The following is a 16,955-nucleotide window of genomic DNA, read 5'->3' as shown; positions in this document are numbered from 1 at the left end:
AGCGTTTCTCGCTCTGTGAGTTGCGTCAGCAGGGGCTGCTACCTTCGCCGGTGCAATCCAGGCGTTCGACTGGGCTACGCCCTATCAGGACGTGTATCGTCATCGATGCGTCCGGACCCGTTAGGAACCGCAGTATCCAGAACAGATAACCGCAAACCGCGATTCGCGTAAGACTAAGGCCGACTGCTACAATTACTACGATTATCGGCAACGAAAAAACTTATGACTTGGCCGTGGCGAAAAGGGGGATAACTAGATGGCCGCTGAAGAAACTGCAAACTCGACCTTGAATGCTTCCAGCGAGCTGACGGGCAATCACAGGTCGGGGCCTTCGATCGACGCAAACAGCGTTAGCGACCGCGTAGCGTCAGTTGACCATTTAGGTTTTGGTCCGTATGTACTGGCGCTAGCAAAATTCCTTAAGAGCCCTGGAACTATGCCGCCGCTAACTGTATCTATTGAAGGCGCATGGGGCAGCGGTAAGTCGTCCTTCATGGAGCAATTGGCTGAACAGCTTGAGGCCGACGGGACTCCGCTACGAGGCAAGAAACCTTCGAACAGCAGACCAGTGATCGTTCGATTCAATGCATGGCTCCACGACAAGGACGAGGAACTGTGGGCCTCGTTTGCACTGGCGTTTACTGGTACGGTCCGCCGTCAAAGCTCGTTTGTCACTCGCTGCACGGCACCTATCCGATTATTCATTCAGCGGTTCAACTGGGCAGAAGGATGGTTTGATGCCCTGTTTGCGCTTTGCCTTTGGACAGCGCTTGTTCTTCTGGCAATTTCGCTTCCGACGCTCGTGTTCTACCACGGCACACCATGGGCGGAAAACCTTTCGAACCAATTGGCGATGTTGGGTTCAGAAAAGGGAGGCGACAGCAAGACGGTCGACGGTCAAGGTGAACCGAATGGCGGCGGGATTGTTGCGAGCGGGCGCCAACGGCCGAGAGGGGCATCGGCGCTCACAACCCTCGTCTTTGGAACGGGCAGCGCTGCTTCGGTTGCCATTTCTCTATTGATCTGGTTTCAGGCCAGGAAACTCGTTGGCAATCCTCTTGAAATTAAACTGCGCGAACATGTGAACAAGCCCAACTACGAGGGACGACTGTCCTTCATTGACAACCTTCAAGCGGATTTCAGGAAGGTCGTAAACGCATATGTGTACCGTCAAAATCGAATATACGTGTTCATCGACGACCTCGATCGGTGTGCAGTGCCGAAGGCAGCCGAATTGATGGGCGCGATCAATTTGCTGATAAGTGACGACGAACGGCTCATCTTCATTATTGGAATGGATCGCAAGACGGTTGCAGCTGGTATAGCAGTCAAGTACGAAAGCCTACTTCCCTACCTGTCTCCGAATCTGTCGGATTCGGCGTCGGCGAGCACTATCGTGCGACGCGATCTGGATTTCGGGTACGCCTTTCTTGAAAAATTCATCCAGCTTCCTTTTGCGGTGCCGGCCGCCGGTCAAACCCAGTTAAAGTCATTCCTTAAGAGCATATCGCGCGGAAGCGTGGTTGCCGACGCTCCAGGCGGGCGCTTCGAGAATATCTGGCGCCGGTTGGCATCCTATGTTTCGACGTCAGGCCAAAGGAAGAAAACGCCAGCAGAGTTTGAGGGCGGGCAGAATACGCGCCGAGACGTGGCCATTGGCTCGCGTGAATCCAACTCAACAGCAACCAATGAACAGCAGATCCATCGCGACGCGTTCATCCTTTTGCTTGAAGGCGACGATTCGCTGATTGCCGACGTTGCCCTAATGGCAGCTCCCGCGCTGGATGCAAATCCACGCCGCCTCAAGCAGTTCGTTAATCTATTCCGTCTGAAGTTTTACATTGCTGTGCAGACCGGACTGCTCGATTCCATTGACGGAAGGAGAAAGTTGACGCCGCAACAATTGGGCAAGCTCACGGCGGTGTTTCTGCGATGGCCCGGCTTCGCGAATGCCTGGCTTGTAAACCCTAGCCTTCTTGCCCGCCTTGATGCTATTGCGAATTCCGACGAAGTAACTCCCAACATTCGGCCCCAGGAACAGTATTGGAGCGAACAGGCCGAGTTGATGAATCTGATCCGCTACGGATGTGTGAAGGATGGGCAATTCGCCGGTGAGCCGGACAGGTCCGTTTTTGGCCTAAGCGAAGTGCAATGTGAGGAGCTTCTTCAGGTGTCGCCAGCCCGCCCCGAGCCGTCGAACACGCAGTCGAACGTGGGCGGGCGGCGGGAACGTGAGGGAAATGATCTTGAGACTGCTCAAATCAAGCGTGAAGCACGGGCACAGATGGATAGCTTCGCGGTCGAGTATGAGAAAGTGCGGAAGACTCAGGCGCCGGGCGACAGGCGAACCGCCGAAATGGATGCTATTGTGCTCCGCATTCGGAGCGCTGCGCTAAAGGCTGCTATTGAGTTCGACGAAATAGTCGGCTGGTTTCAAGGCAGTGATGGTCAGCGAATTGTCGCTCTTGCGTGTCTTCAAGCGGCGCCGTCGCCCGAAGGCCTGCCGCTGCTGCTGACTGCGATCGGAGATCCTCGAAGCCCGTTTGAACAGTACCACGCGATGATAGCGACGGATCTGGTAAAAACGCAGTTGAATGAAGATTCGATCCGCAGACTTTTGGGGACACTTGAGTCGCAGCTGCCTGTCCTTGAAAAGTCAAACGATTCCAGTCGGTTAAGGCTTTTGCGCGGCTTGCTTGATTTCTTTGGCTCGCAAGGACGGGAAGCAATCGCGAATAGGATCTCGACGACGAGAGAACACGAAGTTCCCGACCGCGGAGGCTCATTCGGATCTGGCCAGGGCACCTAGCAATAATCTCGCCTAAGATTTGGTTCAGTCTATGGTGCGGAAAACAGCAGGATCAGGGCTCCGAGTGCCTCCTGATAGAGGGCGTCTTAGACCTCGGTGCCCTGGCGTTACTGCAATTGCTGGTGCGATCCCGATTCTCGGTTGTTTTGTAAACGCTGGAATGAGCGCCGCTGGTCTCGGAGGCGATCCCATTGCCCATAATCACTGCCCAAACCATCGCTCAACCTGTTGAGCGATGAAAATCGCATTTCAATACCGGAACTTCAGTCGATCACGGATGAAAAGAAGTTTGATGTGATGGCCCCGATTAGTACTTACGTGCCGCGATCAATCAATTTGACACCGGAATCACTTCTCCGGAACAACAGCGCCTACCACCTGAATCTGAACGAATACAGGATGCAGGAACAACGAGGACAGTGAGGTTAGAGAGACCAGGTCTTGCTCACAGATAATGGTGGGTAGATTTCGACGACTTTCAGGGGGGCAATCGTGGGAGGGCGCCGTCGGGACCGCGAACGGATCGTTCCTGCCAGTAATCCGCTGCTAGTAGTAATCATCCCCACCGCAAGACCATCAAATATGCAGCTGGCCACATTCCTAGCTTGACGACTTTTAAGTCCATTCAGCTTGAGCGCAAGTGGTTGATCGACGTAACGATTTTGCTGTGCCAATACGGTACCCCGTGTCGCCCCGCAAGGAATGCGGGGCGTTGTCATTTGGTAGAATTCGGGATGCAACAAAAGGCCAGGACGCAATGGACGAGATTTGTCAGTTGCTCCAAGAGTCGATTGACGCTTCCGGGTGCAAATCGCGAGCATCGAAGGCGATTGCCCAAAAGTAAGAGCAAATTGATGCCACCTACCGCTATCTGGATCGGTAGCGTCCGTCAAGAAGCTATGTAAGCCGGGTTTTGGTAAAGGGGAGCATCCGCGACAAGGGGTCGCGGGAGTTCCTTGTAGCCCCAAACCCAAGGAGTGCTGACGTGGCGAAGATTCTGGCGATCGACCTGGGCAAGTTCAAGAGCGTAGCATGCCTGCTTAACTCGGCTGACGGCGAGTTCTTCTATCGGACGGTAGCGACAACTCCCGCTGCTATTCGAGAATTGCTTTTGGAGGTGACACCAGACCGCCTCGTGATCGAGATCGGAGCCCAAGCGGGATGGATCGCCGACCTCAGTGAGTCGCTGAAAATTGAGTTGCAAGTAGCCAATCCGCACCACGAAGCGTGGCGTTGGAAGAACGTACGGCGCAAGACTGATCGAGACGACGCGCTACGACTGGCGCAAATGTCGGAGATGGGCAGTCTTCCTACTGTGCATATGCCAGGGAAGGCGACCCGCCAGTGGCGGAACATGATTACGTACCGGCATGCGCTAGTGACGCGGCGGACCGCTATCAAGAATAGCATTCGGTCGATACTCGACCAGCAAGGTATTACCTGGCCGTCGGGTCGCGCCGGCTGGACGAAGAAGACGCTTGAAAAGCTGGACACGTACACGTCAACGGTCAATCAGGCAGGTACCATCGAATTGTGGCGGATGCAGTTGTCCCTGGAGCAGAGGGCACTCCAGGAGGTCGAACAGCTCGTCGACCTGGTCGAAGCTAAGCTCGACGAAGTTGCCGCCGCTGATGAGCGGGTTCGTCAATTGCGAACCATTCCGGGTGTGGGTCCACGGTTAGGGTAGCTGGTCGTGGCAATCGTCGACGACCCCCACCGCTTTCGAACCGCAAAGCAATTGGGCGCCTACGCAGGCCTAGTTCCCAAGCAGTACGAATCAGGAACGATGTCACGCCAAGGACGGATCACGTGTCGAGGAAATTCGCTTCTGAGAGCGGTGCTTGTAGAGGTCGGCTGGATGATGCGCCGCTACAACACTTGGTTCGAAGAGATCTTCGACCGGGTTTGCCGTGGGGCGAAGACCCGGAAGAAAATCGCAGTAGTGGCTGTGGCGCGTCGAATCCTAATCTGTTGTTGGGCAATGCTCCGCGATCAGACCGATTGGCGACGTCCCGGGCGGGCGTGAGAGTGGCTGGTCCGAGGAATCCCAGAACTGTCGAAAATCCATCGAGTCCAGCATGATTGGTCAGTGTCATCCCGGTGCGCATGTGGAACTCCGAGTTCCGACGTCAAGAATGGGAGGCGCTGCATAGCTGAATAGGCCCGCGAAGCGGACTATATATCGCGAGAGCTTGAATAGGAGCTTGGAACCACTCATCTGGAGCATTTGACATACCCGGCTTCATAGGAGTTGCGCACAATTGATTTTGGGTAGTGCCTGGAACTGGGTTGGTTCTCGTTGGTTTTAGTGTGCCTTTATTCCCCTTAGGGGGAATAAAAAGTTCGCCAGTTTACGCGATCGCTACTTCATCCGTGGGCTGCTTCCCTTCGCGGAGTCGGTCCATGTCGAGGTAGATGCGCTTGCCCCAACGCGTGCCGGCAATGTGGCGCAACCCGATACTGTTCTAGTTCGGTGTAGCGCGCTCTTGCCGTGGCGCGGGGAATGGCAAAGATTGCATTAACGAGGGCGCATCTGTCGGCTCTGGCAAATCTGGAAGATTTGGCGGGTCTGCGGGCACGATTGGCGGAGCCTGTGGCTCGGGCGGGTAGATGGCCCGCCCATTCGACTGCGGTGGCGTGGCAGCGACATGAAGAATAGCGCCACGTATCGCTTCCAATTCCAACCGCATTATCTGCAATTCGTTGCTGTCGTTTGACGTTGCGCCCGTAATCAGTATTCCAACTGCACCTGCGACAAGCCACATTTGCTGATTGAAATTATTCGCATTCTCCCTTGCGGCTGCTGTATTGCGTGCACCAGACCATTTGTCACGATAATGCAATACCATCTGAAACCCCAGATTCACCAAGAACGCAATCGCGAGTCCTACCAACAGACAGGCCCCAACGATGTCGCGTACAGTCGGTACCAGCCGAATTGTCTTCTGCTCAAAAACTGCTTTCGGGGTGTCGATTGTGATTTGACCAACTCGCGATTTTCCATCCTCTGTTCGGTACATGAAGCTCTTGACTTGCTTCTCAACAACCCAAGATGGCCATTCGTACGATATCTCTTTCGTGGCTGGCCACTGGTAGAATGCGAAGAAGGCCGCGCATCCCGCGAGAAGTAGCGAAACGATCCCTATCACTAAACGACTCATTCACTGCCTCGCTTTGAAATTATTTGCGTGGCGCACGCCGGCGATTTTCGAAATGGTCTCCTCGAATCGTCACGCCCTCTTTCCGCGCGTAGTCCGTAAGGTACGCGCCGCCCTTTTCAACCAAATACCCGATTTCGACTGTCCCCGTAAACTTGTCATCTGACCAGAGGGGCATATGGATCGACAATGGAAAATCGTTCACCTTCTTAGGCGGCACGTGGACCCCGGGTCTCATGTAGAATGAGTATTGGTTACCGTCACCGGACCATGTGGATTTGGTAAACACGACCTCGTTGCGCGTGTTGTCATCACCTGCCATGTATTCTTTCGGCTTTGGATGCTTTGCCTCAATGCGCTTCAGCGTTGCGCGGTCGTAAATATCGAAGGTCACTTCGGAAATGATTGCGGGATCGGATGAAGAGTGATTCTTGACCGTCAGGGCAGGCCTTCCGTTCTCGACGCGAAAGCCGACTATTAATAGGCGCACTTCCTCCGAGTTTTTTCTGTCGTCCTTGTCGTCGTCTCGATCACATCGCCCAACGAGAAAGGTGAGGGCGAACGCAGCGACGGCGCACCCGCCGCCAACAAGCCACCGTCCATTTTCGGTCAGTGCCATTTGGAATTCGTTCCAGGAAGTGTATTTTGATGGGCGTGCGAGGTAGTGTAATACTCCTTATCTATCTGAGAAATGGCGGTTTGTATGGGAGCATTATTTTGGATTTTAGCCTGTTATAGGCTGGTTACGGCTGAGCCGGACCGCACGTACTCTTCGGACAGGGCATTCCAAAATCAGAAGCGTACTACGGCCTTGGGCTTTTATCCGGGGATCGAAAATGTAGTGGTCCTGCCGCCTCGGACACAATGCCCGTTGCACGACTTTGGCAGCGTTCCCGTGCAAAGCAGCCAGTCCGAATAGCCATCGGACCTCCAGGCTGCGGATGCCCATCTCCAGCCCCGCCGCCCATCTTCGGGGTTGATTTTCACTGCCCGGAGATGGGGGGACATGGCCCAATGATTTCGCCGGACCCCGCCGACTATGCGCCGACACTGTCCTGATCGTCGCGTTCGGCCTTGTTTGACACGACATTCCCCATTTATGAGGTAGCAGCGTTTGGACAAGACTGAACTACTACCGACTGGAAGCCGGTAGGTTGAAGGAGAATCGTGAACTACGGACTAGAAGTCCTTCGCTCACGATTTGGTAATGCGGAAATTGCCGCCACCGTCGTCTGGCTCGGTGCCGTCCTGCTGGCGGATGTATTCTTGGATCACCCCGTCCGTGACGTTGCCGCTGGATGCCACGGAGTAGCCGCGGGCCCACAAATGCCGCCCCCGGAACGCCTTTTGCAGGTGCCGGAACTCCATCAGCAACTTTCGGGAGCTTTTGCCCTTGATGTACTGCATAATCTTGCTTGGTGACAGATTCGGCGGACAAGACAGCAGCACATGCACATGGTCGGGAGACACCGATCTTTCGATGATCTCAATCTCGTTGCTTCGACAAACCTCGCGCACCAACTCGGGGAGCCGAATTCCCACCGCGTCGACCAGAACCGGCTTCCGATACTTTGTGATCCACACAAAATGGTACTTCAGGTCAAATCGACTGTGCGAGCCAGTGCGGTACTTTTCCATCTCGCGATCATAACAAAAAGCGCGCGTGGTCGTGGGAATCGCCCGGTCGCTTTTCACTTAAGTGCCTACGGGACATCCATTAACTCTCCAGTGGCGCAGCTTCGGATTTGCATTACACAGCCCGATTAGCTATGACGTTGAAGATGTCCGGGCTTGGATGATGTGGTGTATCAAAAGGAGCTTAAGCGATGCCATTGACGGAAGCCGAATGGAGCGATAAGCGGAAATCGCTATTTCCCGGTATCGATTTTGGAAATGCAGTGACCGCGCAAGCAGCACTGACAGCCAAGACTTATGAAGTGATCTTGAATGGGGGTGGAGCAAAGTACTACGTCAAGGGGAATGCCTTGGGACAGATTCTTGAATGTTACTTTACCGGGTCTAAATCCAAAGAGTCATATCCTGTCGATGTATCTGCAACCCAAGGAGATGAGACTGCACGGTACGTAGGCCACGGATACGGATTCCTATTGATAGACTACTTGCAGCTTTCGACTATCTCATTCTTTGAACTAATTCATCATTGAGCTGTTTTTGTTGGCGAAATGTCGACTGGTCTCGATCGTTGGTCAGGGACAAGATGCACCTTAGTCGGAGACGCGCAAGAGGGCATGGCTGTGCCGGCAAGGCCTATTTGCACGGCTTGCAATACCTAAATGTCGTTCGATGCGTCCGAGGAGGGAACATGTTCCGTGCCAGGTCGGCGCTCGTGGTCATATCTTGATGTCGAGGTTGGAGCGGCCCGAATCCACTTTCACGGTGAAACAATTCTAAGCACCGCTTAGGGAAGACGTCTGCAACGAAGTTGCACCGCAGGTTGCATTTTCAGGCAGTCAACTCACTCAGGGGTTGTGCCTCGGCAGGCAGGGATTTTTCACCGTGAAAATCAGTCGGACGACTGTCCAGCATTGGGGCAGCGCCGTCCTAATAGCGGGCATTTTTCACCGTGAAAATATCATGCTGACTGGCCGCGGCAAGCGAGCCAGGCGTCAATGCCGCGGCTCGTCGGTGAGCCGGGAACGAATGGCCGAGGGGTCAAGATGGCAACCGAGTATGGCGACGACCTGAACGGTGTCGGTGAGTATCCGGTAGTAGACGGCAAAAGGGAAGCGGTGCGTAATTGCACGGCGGACCATGCCGAAATCTTGTTGGTAGCTTGCCGGAAACTGCTCGATGGCGTCGAGCGTGCGTGCCACGTGCGAATAAAATGAGTCACCGAGGCCCGGCACCTGGCGATCGTACCAGCTCACCGCGTGAGCGATGTCGGCCTCGGCACAGTCGAGTAAGGTAAGCGGAAGTCTCATTCCTTCGGCGGCTTTGCCGCTCTGATATCCGCCCACGGGCGGCTTGGCATCTGGCCAAGGTCGGCCAGCGTCATGCGGCGTTCCACCTCGGCGCGTTGTTCAGGCGTTGTGGCGGGTGCCCGTTTAGCGGCAATCACACTGTCCCAGAGTTCCTGAGCGAGCAGGATGCGCTCGGCCGGCGAAAGCTGCGTATAGTCGATGTCCTTATGCGAAACCGTCATGGGTGCCTCCGTTCACACTCTCCTTGAAGATTGCCGCAAGTCATGCCGAATGTAAATCGAAATCCGCAGTGGATGCCGGTCAACATGTCATCCGCCCCTCGATTCCTCAGCTACTTTCTCGAATAGCATACACGTATCATGCAGTCCGGGGATGAAAGACGAGCGGTAGACCTTGCGGTTGCTCGACGCCCCGTGGGTGAATCGGATGATGTCGGTGCAAGCTTGTGTAAGCCCGGCGGCAAACGCCAGCCGCTTGGTATGGAAGGTGAGGGGGACGAATCCTTCCTGGCGGTCGCAGTAATCGCCCATCAAGATGGCGAGCTTGCCGTTTAGTTTCAGGGCCTTTTCACAGTTGCGTATGAACTGGCCGTAGCGGCGCAGGAAATCGGAAAGCGTCGGAGCCCGCGATAAGTCGCGTGAATCGTCGGCATACAGCTTCATTCTCCAGTAGGCCGGGTGGGCCCAAATGAAGTTGAAGGTCTCAGCGGGCGCGAAGCCTCCAGGATTGCAAGCGTCGTGTCCGTCATGAATGTCCGCAGACATGCACGGGATCTTCAACTCCTCGCACACGTCGCGGCAGGTGCCGGAACCGGCCATCGGGTCGCAGACCAGCCCCGGCCGGAAGTACAGCAACAAGTCTTTGATAAGATTGCCGCCGCAGTTGCCCGGATAGCTGCGATCACCGTATTCGCCAGCCCGATGATTATGGTAGAGGCTCGTGAGGTGCGGGACGGGACTCGCGTTGATCGGAGCTAGCGGCAGCTTGGTGTAGACCGGCGTTGGCCGATTGTTCATTCGATTGGAAACGAAACCACTGACGCGAGCCGCGTAGAAGGGATTAATGATGGTCCGGTTCATTGGCCGTCTCCTTCTTCCGGAGAAGCCAACAGCTCGGCCTCCAATTCGGCGAATTCGGACTCGTCTGCGGTGAACGTAATGTACGGGTAGTCCCAAATCTTTCCGTTCGTGACGGGATAGACGCGAAGGTCGAGGCCGGTGTCCGTTCGGACAAGGGCAACATTGAATCGGTGATCGATTTCCACGTAGATCGTATCGTCTTGCTCGGTAATCTGCTCGATGTTGAATCGTGTCATTTGTCTCTCCTATTCGTCGGATGGATTAGAGCCGAAGAGGTCTTCGGCCACGGTCTCGATCAGTTGCCAAGTGATGCCAAACTCGCAATCATGAACGCGTTGGCACTGTCGCAAGACTTGCCATGCCTGATCCGGATTGAGATCGGAGCGGACTTCCTGCACGTCATCAATGCTCCAGACGATCGCAATTTGGCGGCGCTCTTCTAGCAATTGGTCGAAGTCCAGGGAGGCTCGGTCGTGGCGGGCCGACATTGTTCCCGCCTTGAAGGCAGCTTTGAGCGCCGCAGCAAGACTGCGGACGGTGACGATGTGAAAATTCATTGCTTTCGAGTCGCGCGGATCGAGCGTCGGCACATCAAGCTGTTTGCGAGCGATGTGAGCTAGTAATTGTTTGGTTGTACGCATGACCGCCTCCTATGCCTTCGTCTCGGCGTGGAAATGTTCTTCGGCGATTTCCAGCAAATGCCGAAAATCACGCTCCTTGTCGCGGCACCAGTGCATGGCATCGGCCAGCAGATCGGTGAGGTTCGTATCCACGTCCGCGTCTTCGTCGTAGTCGTCGAGCGCTTTGGCACAGCGTTCGACGCGCCGGGCGTTGCCAGTGCCAAAGAGGTCGTGTGCGATCTGCTCCAGCGTGTCCCAAATGGCTTGGGCATTGCAGTCATGATGCTGCTGGAACTTTTCCAGCACCTGCCAGGCCTGTTCGTCGCATAGATCGGGCCGGCGTGCCTTTACGTCATCAATCGACCAAATCAGGGCAATCTTTCGCTCGTCGGCGAGCAGTTCGTGGAGGTCGACGTCATGTTCGCGAACGTCGTTGAAATCAACGAGGTCGTCGATATCGACGCTTGCCGGCAATTGCGCCGTTGCGCCGAAGGCATCGATGAGTAGGTCTTTGAGATTCAAGGTCAACTTGGTCATGGCGGATTCCTTTCCGGTCAGATGTGGTCGAAGGTGAGGCGAGTCGCGGCGAATTCGCGTTCGAGTTCCTCGTACGTGTTGTCGAATTCAGGGTCGATACCCTCGGAGATGTTTGCAAGCAGGGCAACAAGCTCGGGGATCGGCAGGTGCTCGGTAGGGTTGGATGTCATTGTCATAGTCTGATTCCTTTCCTAGTTGAGTTACAGAACCGGAGCGGGCGCTTCCCTGCGCCCGCCCGGTCGATGGTTAGTCCTTCTTTTCCGAGGCCACTCGGAGAACGAGCCGGCCGTCGAGCGGAACCCCTTCGAGTTGGACATTGAAGCCCTTGCCGTCGGCATGCGCCCACGCACTGCCGTAGCGAGTCCAGAATGATTTCTGGCGACCCTCGATTTCGCGGACGTGATAGACAGCGTGGCTCGGGGCCTTGCCCGTCTTCGCCTGTTCGCTGGTGTTGTTGTCTGACATAAAGATCTCCTTCGCATTTCTAGTTACCGGCCACGCCCATCGCGGCCTTGCAGGCACCACCAACGAAGCGTGTTAGCCGGAGCATCTGTGCGATCCTGCACGCGGAAAATTCGGGAGGGGCCCGTCTGCACAAACGCAGTGCGGAAGATGGGAGGCAGCCCGTATTTTCTGCTTGCGGGACCGGCGACGCTTCGTAAGTGCCAGACAAGAAGGCCGTGATGTGGACGGGTTAACGAAAGAGCGAGGAGCTTCTGCTTGACGACACACACAACTGTGCCAAGGCGAGACGAGCTGTGCCAATGATAGACAGTCAGCGTTCGCGAAAGATTTTTGCGAAGAAATATCTGGACTGATGCGTATAGTTCTTCATGTTGCGGATCATGCAGAGCCGAAGCTTGAACCACGCGAGAAGTTACTTCTCGACGGCCGACTATTATTCGGAAGGACGAGAAACCATCGGCCGCTGGCGCGGTGACGGCGCGCGTCTGCTGGGCCTGGAAGGCACCATCGAACAACCGGACTGGGAAGCTCTCTGCGACAATCGCCACCCGGCCAGCGGCGAGACCTTGACCGTGCGGCGCAAGGACGATCGCACCATCGGCTATGACTTCAACTTCCACGTACCTAAAAGTGTGTCGTTGCTTTTCGCCCGGACGCACGATGAACGGATCGTCGAAGCGTTTCGCGATTCGATGGACGAGACCATGCAGGACGTCGAGCAGGACATGGCCACCCGCGTGCGTAAGGGCGGCAGGGACGACAATCGTCCCACACATAATATGGTGTGGGGCGAATATATCCATCTGACATCACGCCCCGTGGATGGCGTTCCAGACCCGTTGCTGCACGGACATTGCTACGTCTTTAACACGACCTTCGATTCGCAGGAGAATCGTTGGAAGGCCGGACAGTTCCGTGAAATCAAACGTGATGCGCCGTATTTCGAGGCGTTGTTCCATTCGCGGTTCGCACATCGGCTGCACGAACTGGGCTTGCCGATCGAACGAACCAAGACCGGTTGGGAATTGGCCGGCATCGACCGCGACCTGGTAGACAAGTTCTCGCGGCGGACGCAGCAGATCGAGGATTTGGCCAGGGAAAAAGGAATCATCGATCCGGAACTCAAAGCGGAACTGGGTGGCAGGACGCGTGAGCATAAACAAAAGGATCTCAAATTCGAGGAGCTGCAGCGCGTCTGGAACGAGCGGATGACGGGCTCGGAACGGGCGGCGCTCGACAAGCTGGCGGGCAAGCTCGGCGGCGACGCGGAGCCGGCCGATCCGACAGCGCCCCTGCGCGCGGTCGATTACGCCACCGAGCATGTCTTTACCCGCAAGAGCGTGGTGCCGGAGCGACATCTCTTGGCCACCGCCTTGAAACGTTCGGTGGGCCAAGCGACCGTGGCGGAAGTTAAAGAGGAGGCAGCCGGCCGAGACTTCATCACGGGTGACCGCAAAGGCCGACGGATGGTGACGACCCCTCACGTATTGGCCGAAGAACAGCGGATCATTGATTTTGCCCGGGACGGACGAGGGACCTGTGCGCCGTTCGTACGCGATTTTCAGGACTTCCAAAACACAGAACTCAGCGCCGAGCAGCAAGCGGCCGTCAAACATATTCTTGCATCGCGCGACCGGCTCGTCGCTTTGCGCGGCGCTGCCGGTGTCGGTAAGACGCGCCTCATGTCGGAGACTGCCCGCGCCATCGAGGAAAACGGTACGCAGGTATTCGCCTTCGCGCCGTCGACCGATGCCAGCCGCATCGTGCTGCGCAACGATGGCTTCACCAACGCCGAGACGGTGGCCACATTGCTTGTCAATGAAAAGCTGCAGGAGCAATGCGCCGGACAGCTCATCTGGATCGACGAGGCCGGGCTGATGGATTCCCGCACGACCGCCGAGGTCTTGGCGCTCGCCGATCGCCTGGATGCAAGAGTCCTGCTTTCGGGCGATCGGTATCAGCATGGTTCCGTCGCTCGCGGCGACGTGCTGCGGATGCTGGAAACCGAAGCCGGGATCATCCCGGCCGAGGTTAATCGCATCCAGCGGCAAGAGCGATTGGAATATCGCGAGGCGATCCAGGCTTTGAGCGAGCATCGTATGCTCGAAGGCTACGAACGGCTCGATCGCCTTGGATGGATCGAGGAGCTTCCCTATAGCGAGCGTTATCAAAAGATTGCCGCCGATTACCTTGAAGCAGTCCAGGACGATAAAACGGCTCTCGTGGTTTGTCCGACGCACCTGGAAGGCGCCCGTGTGACGCGCCGGATTCGCGAGGGCTCGCGCGAATCCGGAAAACTCTCGTCGGAAGAGCGAACATTCGTGCGGTTAGAAAACGCGCATCTGACCGAGGCCGAACGAGGTGATCGAATCAACTACGCGCCGGGCGACGTTCTGGTCTTCCATCAGAACGCCAAGGGATTTCGGCGCGGTGAGCGGCTGGTGGTCGAAGCGGACGCCGTGCTGCCGCTAGACCAGGCGGCCAGATTCCAGGTCTTCCGAACAACGCAATTGAATCTAGCCGAGGGAGATATCGTGCGCATTACGCACAATGGCCGTACCGCCGACGAACGGCACAGGTTAGAAAATGGTGCCGTATACCGCGTTCATCATTTCGATGAAGCCGGCAACGTTGTGCTGGACAATGGCTGGCTCGTCGGCAGCGAATATGGGCATCTGGCCCACGGCTACGTCAGCACGAGTCACGCCAGTCAAGGCAAGACGTTCGAACGTGTGTTCGTGGCGCAGGGACGCGTCAGTTTCGCGGCGTCTTCGAGCGAGCAGTTTTACGTCTCGACATCCCGCGGCACCGAGCAAGTTCGTATTTACACCGAGGATAAGGAAGAATTGCTCGATGCGGTCAGACGATCCGACGAACGGCTAACTGCTACCGAATTCGTCCATGACATTCCACAGCGGCAAATCGAGCGCTGGCGGGAGAATGAGCGTCCCGAACGAGAATCGGTGCGACAGCGCGAGCGGGAGCCCTACGTCTATGAAAGATGACCTCCTCGAAAAATATGCGACGGCAAAAACCAACGAACCCGAGGAACAGGACATCGTCGACCTGGGGCCCTTTGGGTTTCTGCGCGGCATTTATGACCGCGCTTTGATGCTCGAACTGCGCTTCAAGGATGGCCGGCGGTTCGCCCTGGGCTATGCCTGGCTGCATCAAGCGGAATTCGATGCCTCCCGGGGAATGAGCCTGTCCTTTGGCGGGCGCAAAGTGACGATTATCGGTCAGAATCTTAATGCAGAAATCAGGCCCAACATTCGACTCTTCGATGCAGTCCTTCGCCACCGCGTGCCCTGGATACAGGAGGCCAGCGCGCCGGCGGCCTTGCGGGCAGGTCGCGCCGCGCTAATCATCGAGAAGCTTGAAGTGTCAGGCGGCCAGTCTTCAAAGGGTCAGCTCGCCGTACCGATGTCGTAAGCTGAACTTTGCGAACGCCCAGCGCATACAGTTCCATGAAAACGGGTCGAGTGGGCGAGTTTTTTTGCGGATCTGATTCGACTCGTGTAAGTGGACGCTCGCCTCCATGTGGGGGATGGCAACCAGTCGACCTTCGGTCGATGGAAGAGCGTTCCGAAATAACCTGCGTAACATTGTAATACGGCCCGGCGTAAGTAAATTGGCATCGAAGTAGTCGCTATGGATGTCGTGTGCCGCGACCCCTGTGGACCGGCTGAACGTTGCTCCCTGCATTACGCGGTCGACAATCGCCAAAGGCACCGCAATCGCCTTGGACGGGATCGTGTCAATGTCGTCGCCGCGCGACACATCTCAATTGAGAGCGGCTAAAGCCAGAAGCCTTTATGTGGGCCAGGAAAGCGATTCGGCGATACGTGTTAGGGCCCAAAAAAGTGAGCGTGAATAAAAAACGTTGGCGACCACTCGCATATCTGCTGCTTATTCTTGCCGGCTGCGATTTCACCGAGGCGCCGGCTTCGCGACAGCTTACTCAACCACTGGACTCAACTGCTGCTGCGGCTAACACGCTGCCGCAATCTCAAACGGCCGATGTTCAGCCTTCGATCGCGGAAGAGTTTCGCAGTTGGTCCGACGATACCGGCAAGTTCCATTCCGAGGCGGTCTTTATCGAGCTGCGCGGGGATCTCGTCTTCGTCAAAAAACGGGACGGCGCTATTGTCGGCGTTCATATGTCGCGGCTATCCGCAGCCGATCAGCGTTACGTCGAAAGCCATGCCACGTCCCGCCACACGCTTATAGGTAAAGTGATTGGCGTTAGCGACGGCGATACCCTCACACTCATTTACGGAGACAAGAGGCAACATCGCATCCGGCTCTTGGGTATCGATGCTCCCGAAAATCATCAATCACATGGCGACATGTCTCGGCAAGAACTGAACTCCCGAACCTATGGTCGTGACGTCCTTGTAGAATGGAACGACACCGATACGTCGGAATTCGTGCTGGGCGACGTATTTGTTGCCCACGATTGGATCAATAAACGACTGGTTGATGGCGGCCACGCGTGGCACCTGCCAGGAGATTTCTCTTCCGTGCTCGCCGACTCGGAGGCCGGAGCGCGCGAGAAACGCGTAGGACTTTGGATTGCCAGCGATCCGATTCCGCCGTGGGATTTTCGAAAAAGAGAGGAAGCGGTAAAGGTCGCCAAACCAGCGTCCCCACCTCCTTCGTATCAAGCGCCTCCTGTACGGCCCACCGTCTCATCATCTCATCACGATGGCGGCTTCGATGTGCCGTCGTTTTCAAGTGGGGAAAGCGATCGTGTGCAGGTTCGCGGTTACTTCCGTAAAAACGGTACCTACGTCCACCCTCATACGCGTTCGCGACCTCATCGCTAGGCTCCTTAATTCGCCAAAGGGGCTGGATCCTTGATGATTGTATCCTTCCTGTCACATCGTACTCCCCGAACGTCCGCGAACTCGTCCGCACTAAGTTTTATGGCCGTGCGGCGGGACCACATGCCGCGTCATTCGCGACACTAGGAACTCGCCTCACGAGATTAATCCTTCAGACTGAAATCAATTCGCGCTGAGGCCGTGACTTCCTGGCCGTGGCATTCAATGGGCATCCGACGAAGCTCGAGGAGGAAACATCATGCGAGTAAACCGCTACCTTTTAAGTCTCTTTGTCACAATCCTGCTCGCCTTTCCGGCTGGGGCGGCCGAGTCGGCCGACAAGCTGGGGGCGACACTACGGAGCGATGGCACGACCACGTTTCGCGTTTGGGCGCCATTTGTCGATGCGGTAGCCGTCAAGATCAAGGGCGGCACGCCCCTCGCCATGACGAAGGAGGACGGGCATACAAGCGCAGACGACACGGTATGGAGGGTGACGGTCCCCGGCACTCATGCCGG

Annotated in this window: 17 protein-coding genes; 6 read left to right on the top strand and 11 right to left on the bottom strand. The window is 56.2% G+C overall.

What is annotated here, in order from left to right:
- The first annotated feature begins 256 nt into the window (after nt 1-256).
- Both VGN12_28115 and VGN12_28110 read left to right on the top strand, forming a co-directional pair.
- On the top strand, nt 257-2,809 hold the full coding sequence (locus VGN12_28115) for a P-loop NTPase fold protein (protein ID HEY4313348.1): 2,553 nt from the start codon (nt 257-259) through the stop codon (nt 2,807-2,809).
- A 985-nt stretch (nt 2,810-3,794) separates the two neighbouring features.
- On the top strand, nt 3,795-4,496 hold the full coding sequence (locus VGN12_28110; GenBank protein ID HEY4313347.1) for a transposase: 702 nt from the start codon (nt 3,795-3,797) through the stop codon (nt 4,494-4,496).
- A 778-nt stretch (nt 4,497-5,274) separates the two neighbouring features.
- On the opposite strand, the gene VGN12_28105 is transcribed toward VGN12_28110, so the two are convergent.
- The 3 genes from VGN12_28105 to tnpA form a co-directional block, all read right to left on the bottom strand.
- A complete protein-coding gene (locus VGN12_28105; GenBank protein ID HEY4313346.1) occupies nt 5,275-5,970 on the bottom strand; it encodes a hypothetical protein in 696 nt (231 codons plus the stop codon).
- Between the two features lie 19 nt (nt 5,971-5,989).
- A complete protein-coding gene (locus tag VGN12_28100) occupies nt 5,990-6,586 on the bottom strand; it encodes a hypothetical protein (GenBank protein HEY4313345.1) in 597 nt (198 codons plus the stop codon).
- Between the two features lie 575 nt (nt 6,587-7,161).
- Nucleotides 7,162-7,605, bottom strand: a complete 444-nt coding sequence (gene tnpA / locus VGN12_28095; GenBank protein HEY4313344.1) for an IS200/IS605 family transposase — start codon at nt 7,603-7,605, stop codon at nt 7,162-7,164.
- Nucleotides 7,606-7,793: 188 nt separating this feature from the next.
- On the opposite strand from tnpA, the gene VGN12_28090 reads away from it, so the two are divergent.
- Nucleotides 7,794-8,132, top strand: coding sequence for a hypothetical protein (locus tag VGN12_28090; GenBank protein HEY4313343.1), 339 nt, complete (start codon nt 7,794-7,796; stop codon nt 8,130-8,132).
- A 462-nt stretch (nt 8,133-8,594) separates the two neighbouring features.
- Here the strand turns inward: VGN12_28090 and VGN12_28085 are convergent, their stop codons facing one another.
- The 8 genes from VGN12_28085 to VGN12_28050 all read right to left on the bottom strand — a co-directional run bounded on the left by VGN12_28085 (nt 8,595) and on the right by VGN12_28050 (nt 11,610).
- On the bottom strand, nt 8,595-8,909 hold the full coding sequence (locus VGN12_28085; GenBank protein ID HEY4313342.1) for a type II toxin-antitoxin system RelE/ParE family toxin: 315 nt from the start codon (nt 8,907-8,909) through the stop codon (nt 8,595-8,597).
- The gene (locus tag VGN12_28080; protein HEY4313341.1) at nt 8,906-9,130 is read right to left on the bottom strand and encodes an addiction module protein; all 225 of its coding nucleotides are present in this window, start codon (nt 9,128-9,130) and stop codon (nt 8,906-8,908) included. Before VGN12_28080 ends, VGN12_28085 begins: the two co-directional genes overlap by 4 nt.
- Before the next feature lie 87 nt (nt 9,131-9,217).
- Nucleotides 9,218-9,988 (bottom strand): hypothetical protein, encoded by a 771-nt coding sequence (locus tag VGN12_28075; protein HEY4313340.1) that lies wholly within the window; start codon nt 9,986-9,988, stop codon nt 9,218-9,220.
- Nucleotides 9,985-10,224 (bottom strand): hypothetical protein, encoded by a 240-nt coding sequence (locus VGN12_28070; protein HEY4313339.1) that lies wholly within the window; start codon nt 10,222-10,224, stop codon nt 9,985-9,987. The genes VGN12_28075 and VGN12_28070 overlap by 4 nt, the downstream gene beginning before the upstream one ends.
- A gap of 9 nt (nt 10,225-10,233) precedes the next feature.
- Nucleotides 10,234-10,578 (bottom strand): hypothetical protein, encoded by a 345-nt coding sequence (locus VGN12_28065; protein HEY4313338.1) that lies wholly within the window; start codon nt 10,576-10,578, stop codon nt 10,234-10,236.
- Between the two features lie 60 nt (nt 10,579-10,638).
- On the bottom strand, nt 10,639-11,145 hold the full coding sequence (locus VGN12_28060) for a hypothetical protein (protein HEY4313337.1): 507 nt from the start codon (nt 11,143-11,145) through the stop codon (nt 10,639-10,641).
- 17 nt (nt 11,146-11,162) lie between these two features.
- The gene (locus VGN12_28055) at nt 11,163-11,321 is read right to left on the bottom strand and encodes a hypothetical protein (GenBank protein HEY4313336.1); all 159 of its coding nucleotides are present in this window, start codon (nt 11,319-11,321) and stop codon (nt 11,163-11,165) included.
- A 70-nt stretch (nt 11,322-11,391) separates the two neighbouring features.
- Nucleotides 11,392-11,610, bottom strand: coding sequence for a hypothetical protein (locus VGN12_28050; protein ID HEY4313335.1), 219 nt, complete (start codon nt 11,608-11,610; stop codon nt 11,392-11,394).
- 368 nt (nt 11,611-11,978) lie between these two features.
- Here VGN12_28050 and mobF point away from each other — a divergent pair, with 368 nt between their 5' ends.
- From mobF to VGN12_28035, 3 genes are all read left to right on the top strand, one after another.
- On the top strand, nt 11,979-14,615 hold the full coding sequence (mobF, locus tag VGN12_28045; GenBank protein ID HEY4313334.1) for a MobF family relaxase: 2,637 nt from the start codon (nt 11,979-11,981) through the stop codon (nt 14,613-14,615).
- Complete coding sequence (locus tag VGN12_28040; GenBank protein HEY4313333.1) at nt 14,605-15,042, top strand: hypothetical protein; 438 nt, start codon at nt 14,605-14,607, stop codon at nt 15,040-15,042. The genes mobF and VGN12_28040 overlap by 11 nt, the downstream gene beginning before the upstream one ends.
- 437 nt (nt 15,043-15,479) lie before the next feature.
- Nucleotides 15,480-16,439 (top strand): thermonuclease family protein, encoded by a 960-nt coding sequence (locus VGN12_28035; protein ID HEY4313332.1) that lies wholly within the window; start codon nt 15,480-15,482, stop codon nt 16,437-16,439.
- Nucleotides 16,440-16,955: the final 516 nt, after the last annotated feature.

The sequence above is a fragment of the Pirellulales bacterium genome, from assembly GCA_036499395.1.
Classification (GTDB): domain Bacteria; phylum Planctomycetota; class Planctomycetia; order Pirellulales; family JACPPG01; genus JACPPG01.
This window is presented reverse-complemented; position numbering and strand designations above follow the sequence as displayed.

Coding starts and splice junctions, on each gene's coding strand:
- VGN12_28115 (HEY4313348.1), top strand. CDS start 257: ATGGCCGCTGAAGAAACTGCAAACTCGACCTTGAATGCTTCCAGCGAG.
- VGN12_28105 (HEY4313346.1), bottom strand. CDS start 5,970: ATGAGTCGTTTAGTGATAGGGATCGTTTCGCTACTTCTCGCGGGATGC.
- VGN12_28100 (HEY4313345.1), bottom strand. CDS start 6,586: ATGGCACTGACCGAAAATGGACGGTGGCTTGTTGGCGGCGGGTGCGCC.
- tnpA (HEY4313344.1), bottom strand. CDS start 7,605: ATGGAAAAGTACCGCACTGGCTCGCACAGTCGATTTGACCTGAAGTAC.
- VGN12_28090 (HEY4313343.1), top strand. CDS start 7,794: ATGCCATTGACGGAAGCCGAATGGAGCGATAAGCGGAAATCGCTATTT.
- VGN12_28085 (HEY4313342.1), bottom strand. CDS start 8,909: ATGAGACTTCCGCTTACCTTACTCGACTGTGCCGAGGCCGACATCGCT.
- VGN12_28080 (HEY4313341.1), bottom strand. CDS start 9,130: ATGACGGTTTCGCATAAGGACATCGACTATACGCAGCTTTCGCCGGCC.
- VGN12_28075 (HEY4313340.1), bottom strand. CDS start 9,988: ATGAACCGGACCATCATTAATCCCTTCTACGCGGCTCGCGTCAGTGGT.
- VGN12_28070 (HEY4313339.1), bottom strand. CDS start 10,224: ATGACACGATTCAACATCGAGCAGATTACCGAGCAAGACGATACGATC.
- VGN12_28060 (HEY4313337.1), bottom strand. CDS start 11,145: ATGACCAAGTTGACCTTGAATCTCAAAGACCTACTCATCGATGCCTTC.
- VGN12_28055 (HEY4313336.1), bottom strand. CDS start 11,321: ATGACAATGACATCCAACCCTACCGAGCACCTGCCGATCCCCGAGCTT.
- VGN12_28050 (HEY4313335.1), bottom strand. CDS start 11,610: ATGTCAGACAACAACACCAGCGAACAGGCGAAGACGGGCAAGGCCCCG.
- mobF (HEY4313334.1), top strand. CDS start 11,979: ATGTTGCGGATCATGCAGAGCCGAAGCTTGAACCACGCGAGAAGTTAC.
- VGN12_28040 (HEY4313333.1), top strand. CDS start 14,605: ATGAAAGATGACCTCCTCGAAAAATATGCGACGGCAAAAACCAACGAA.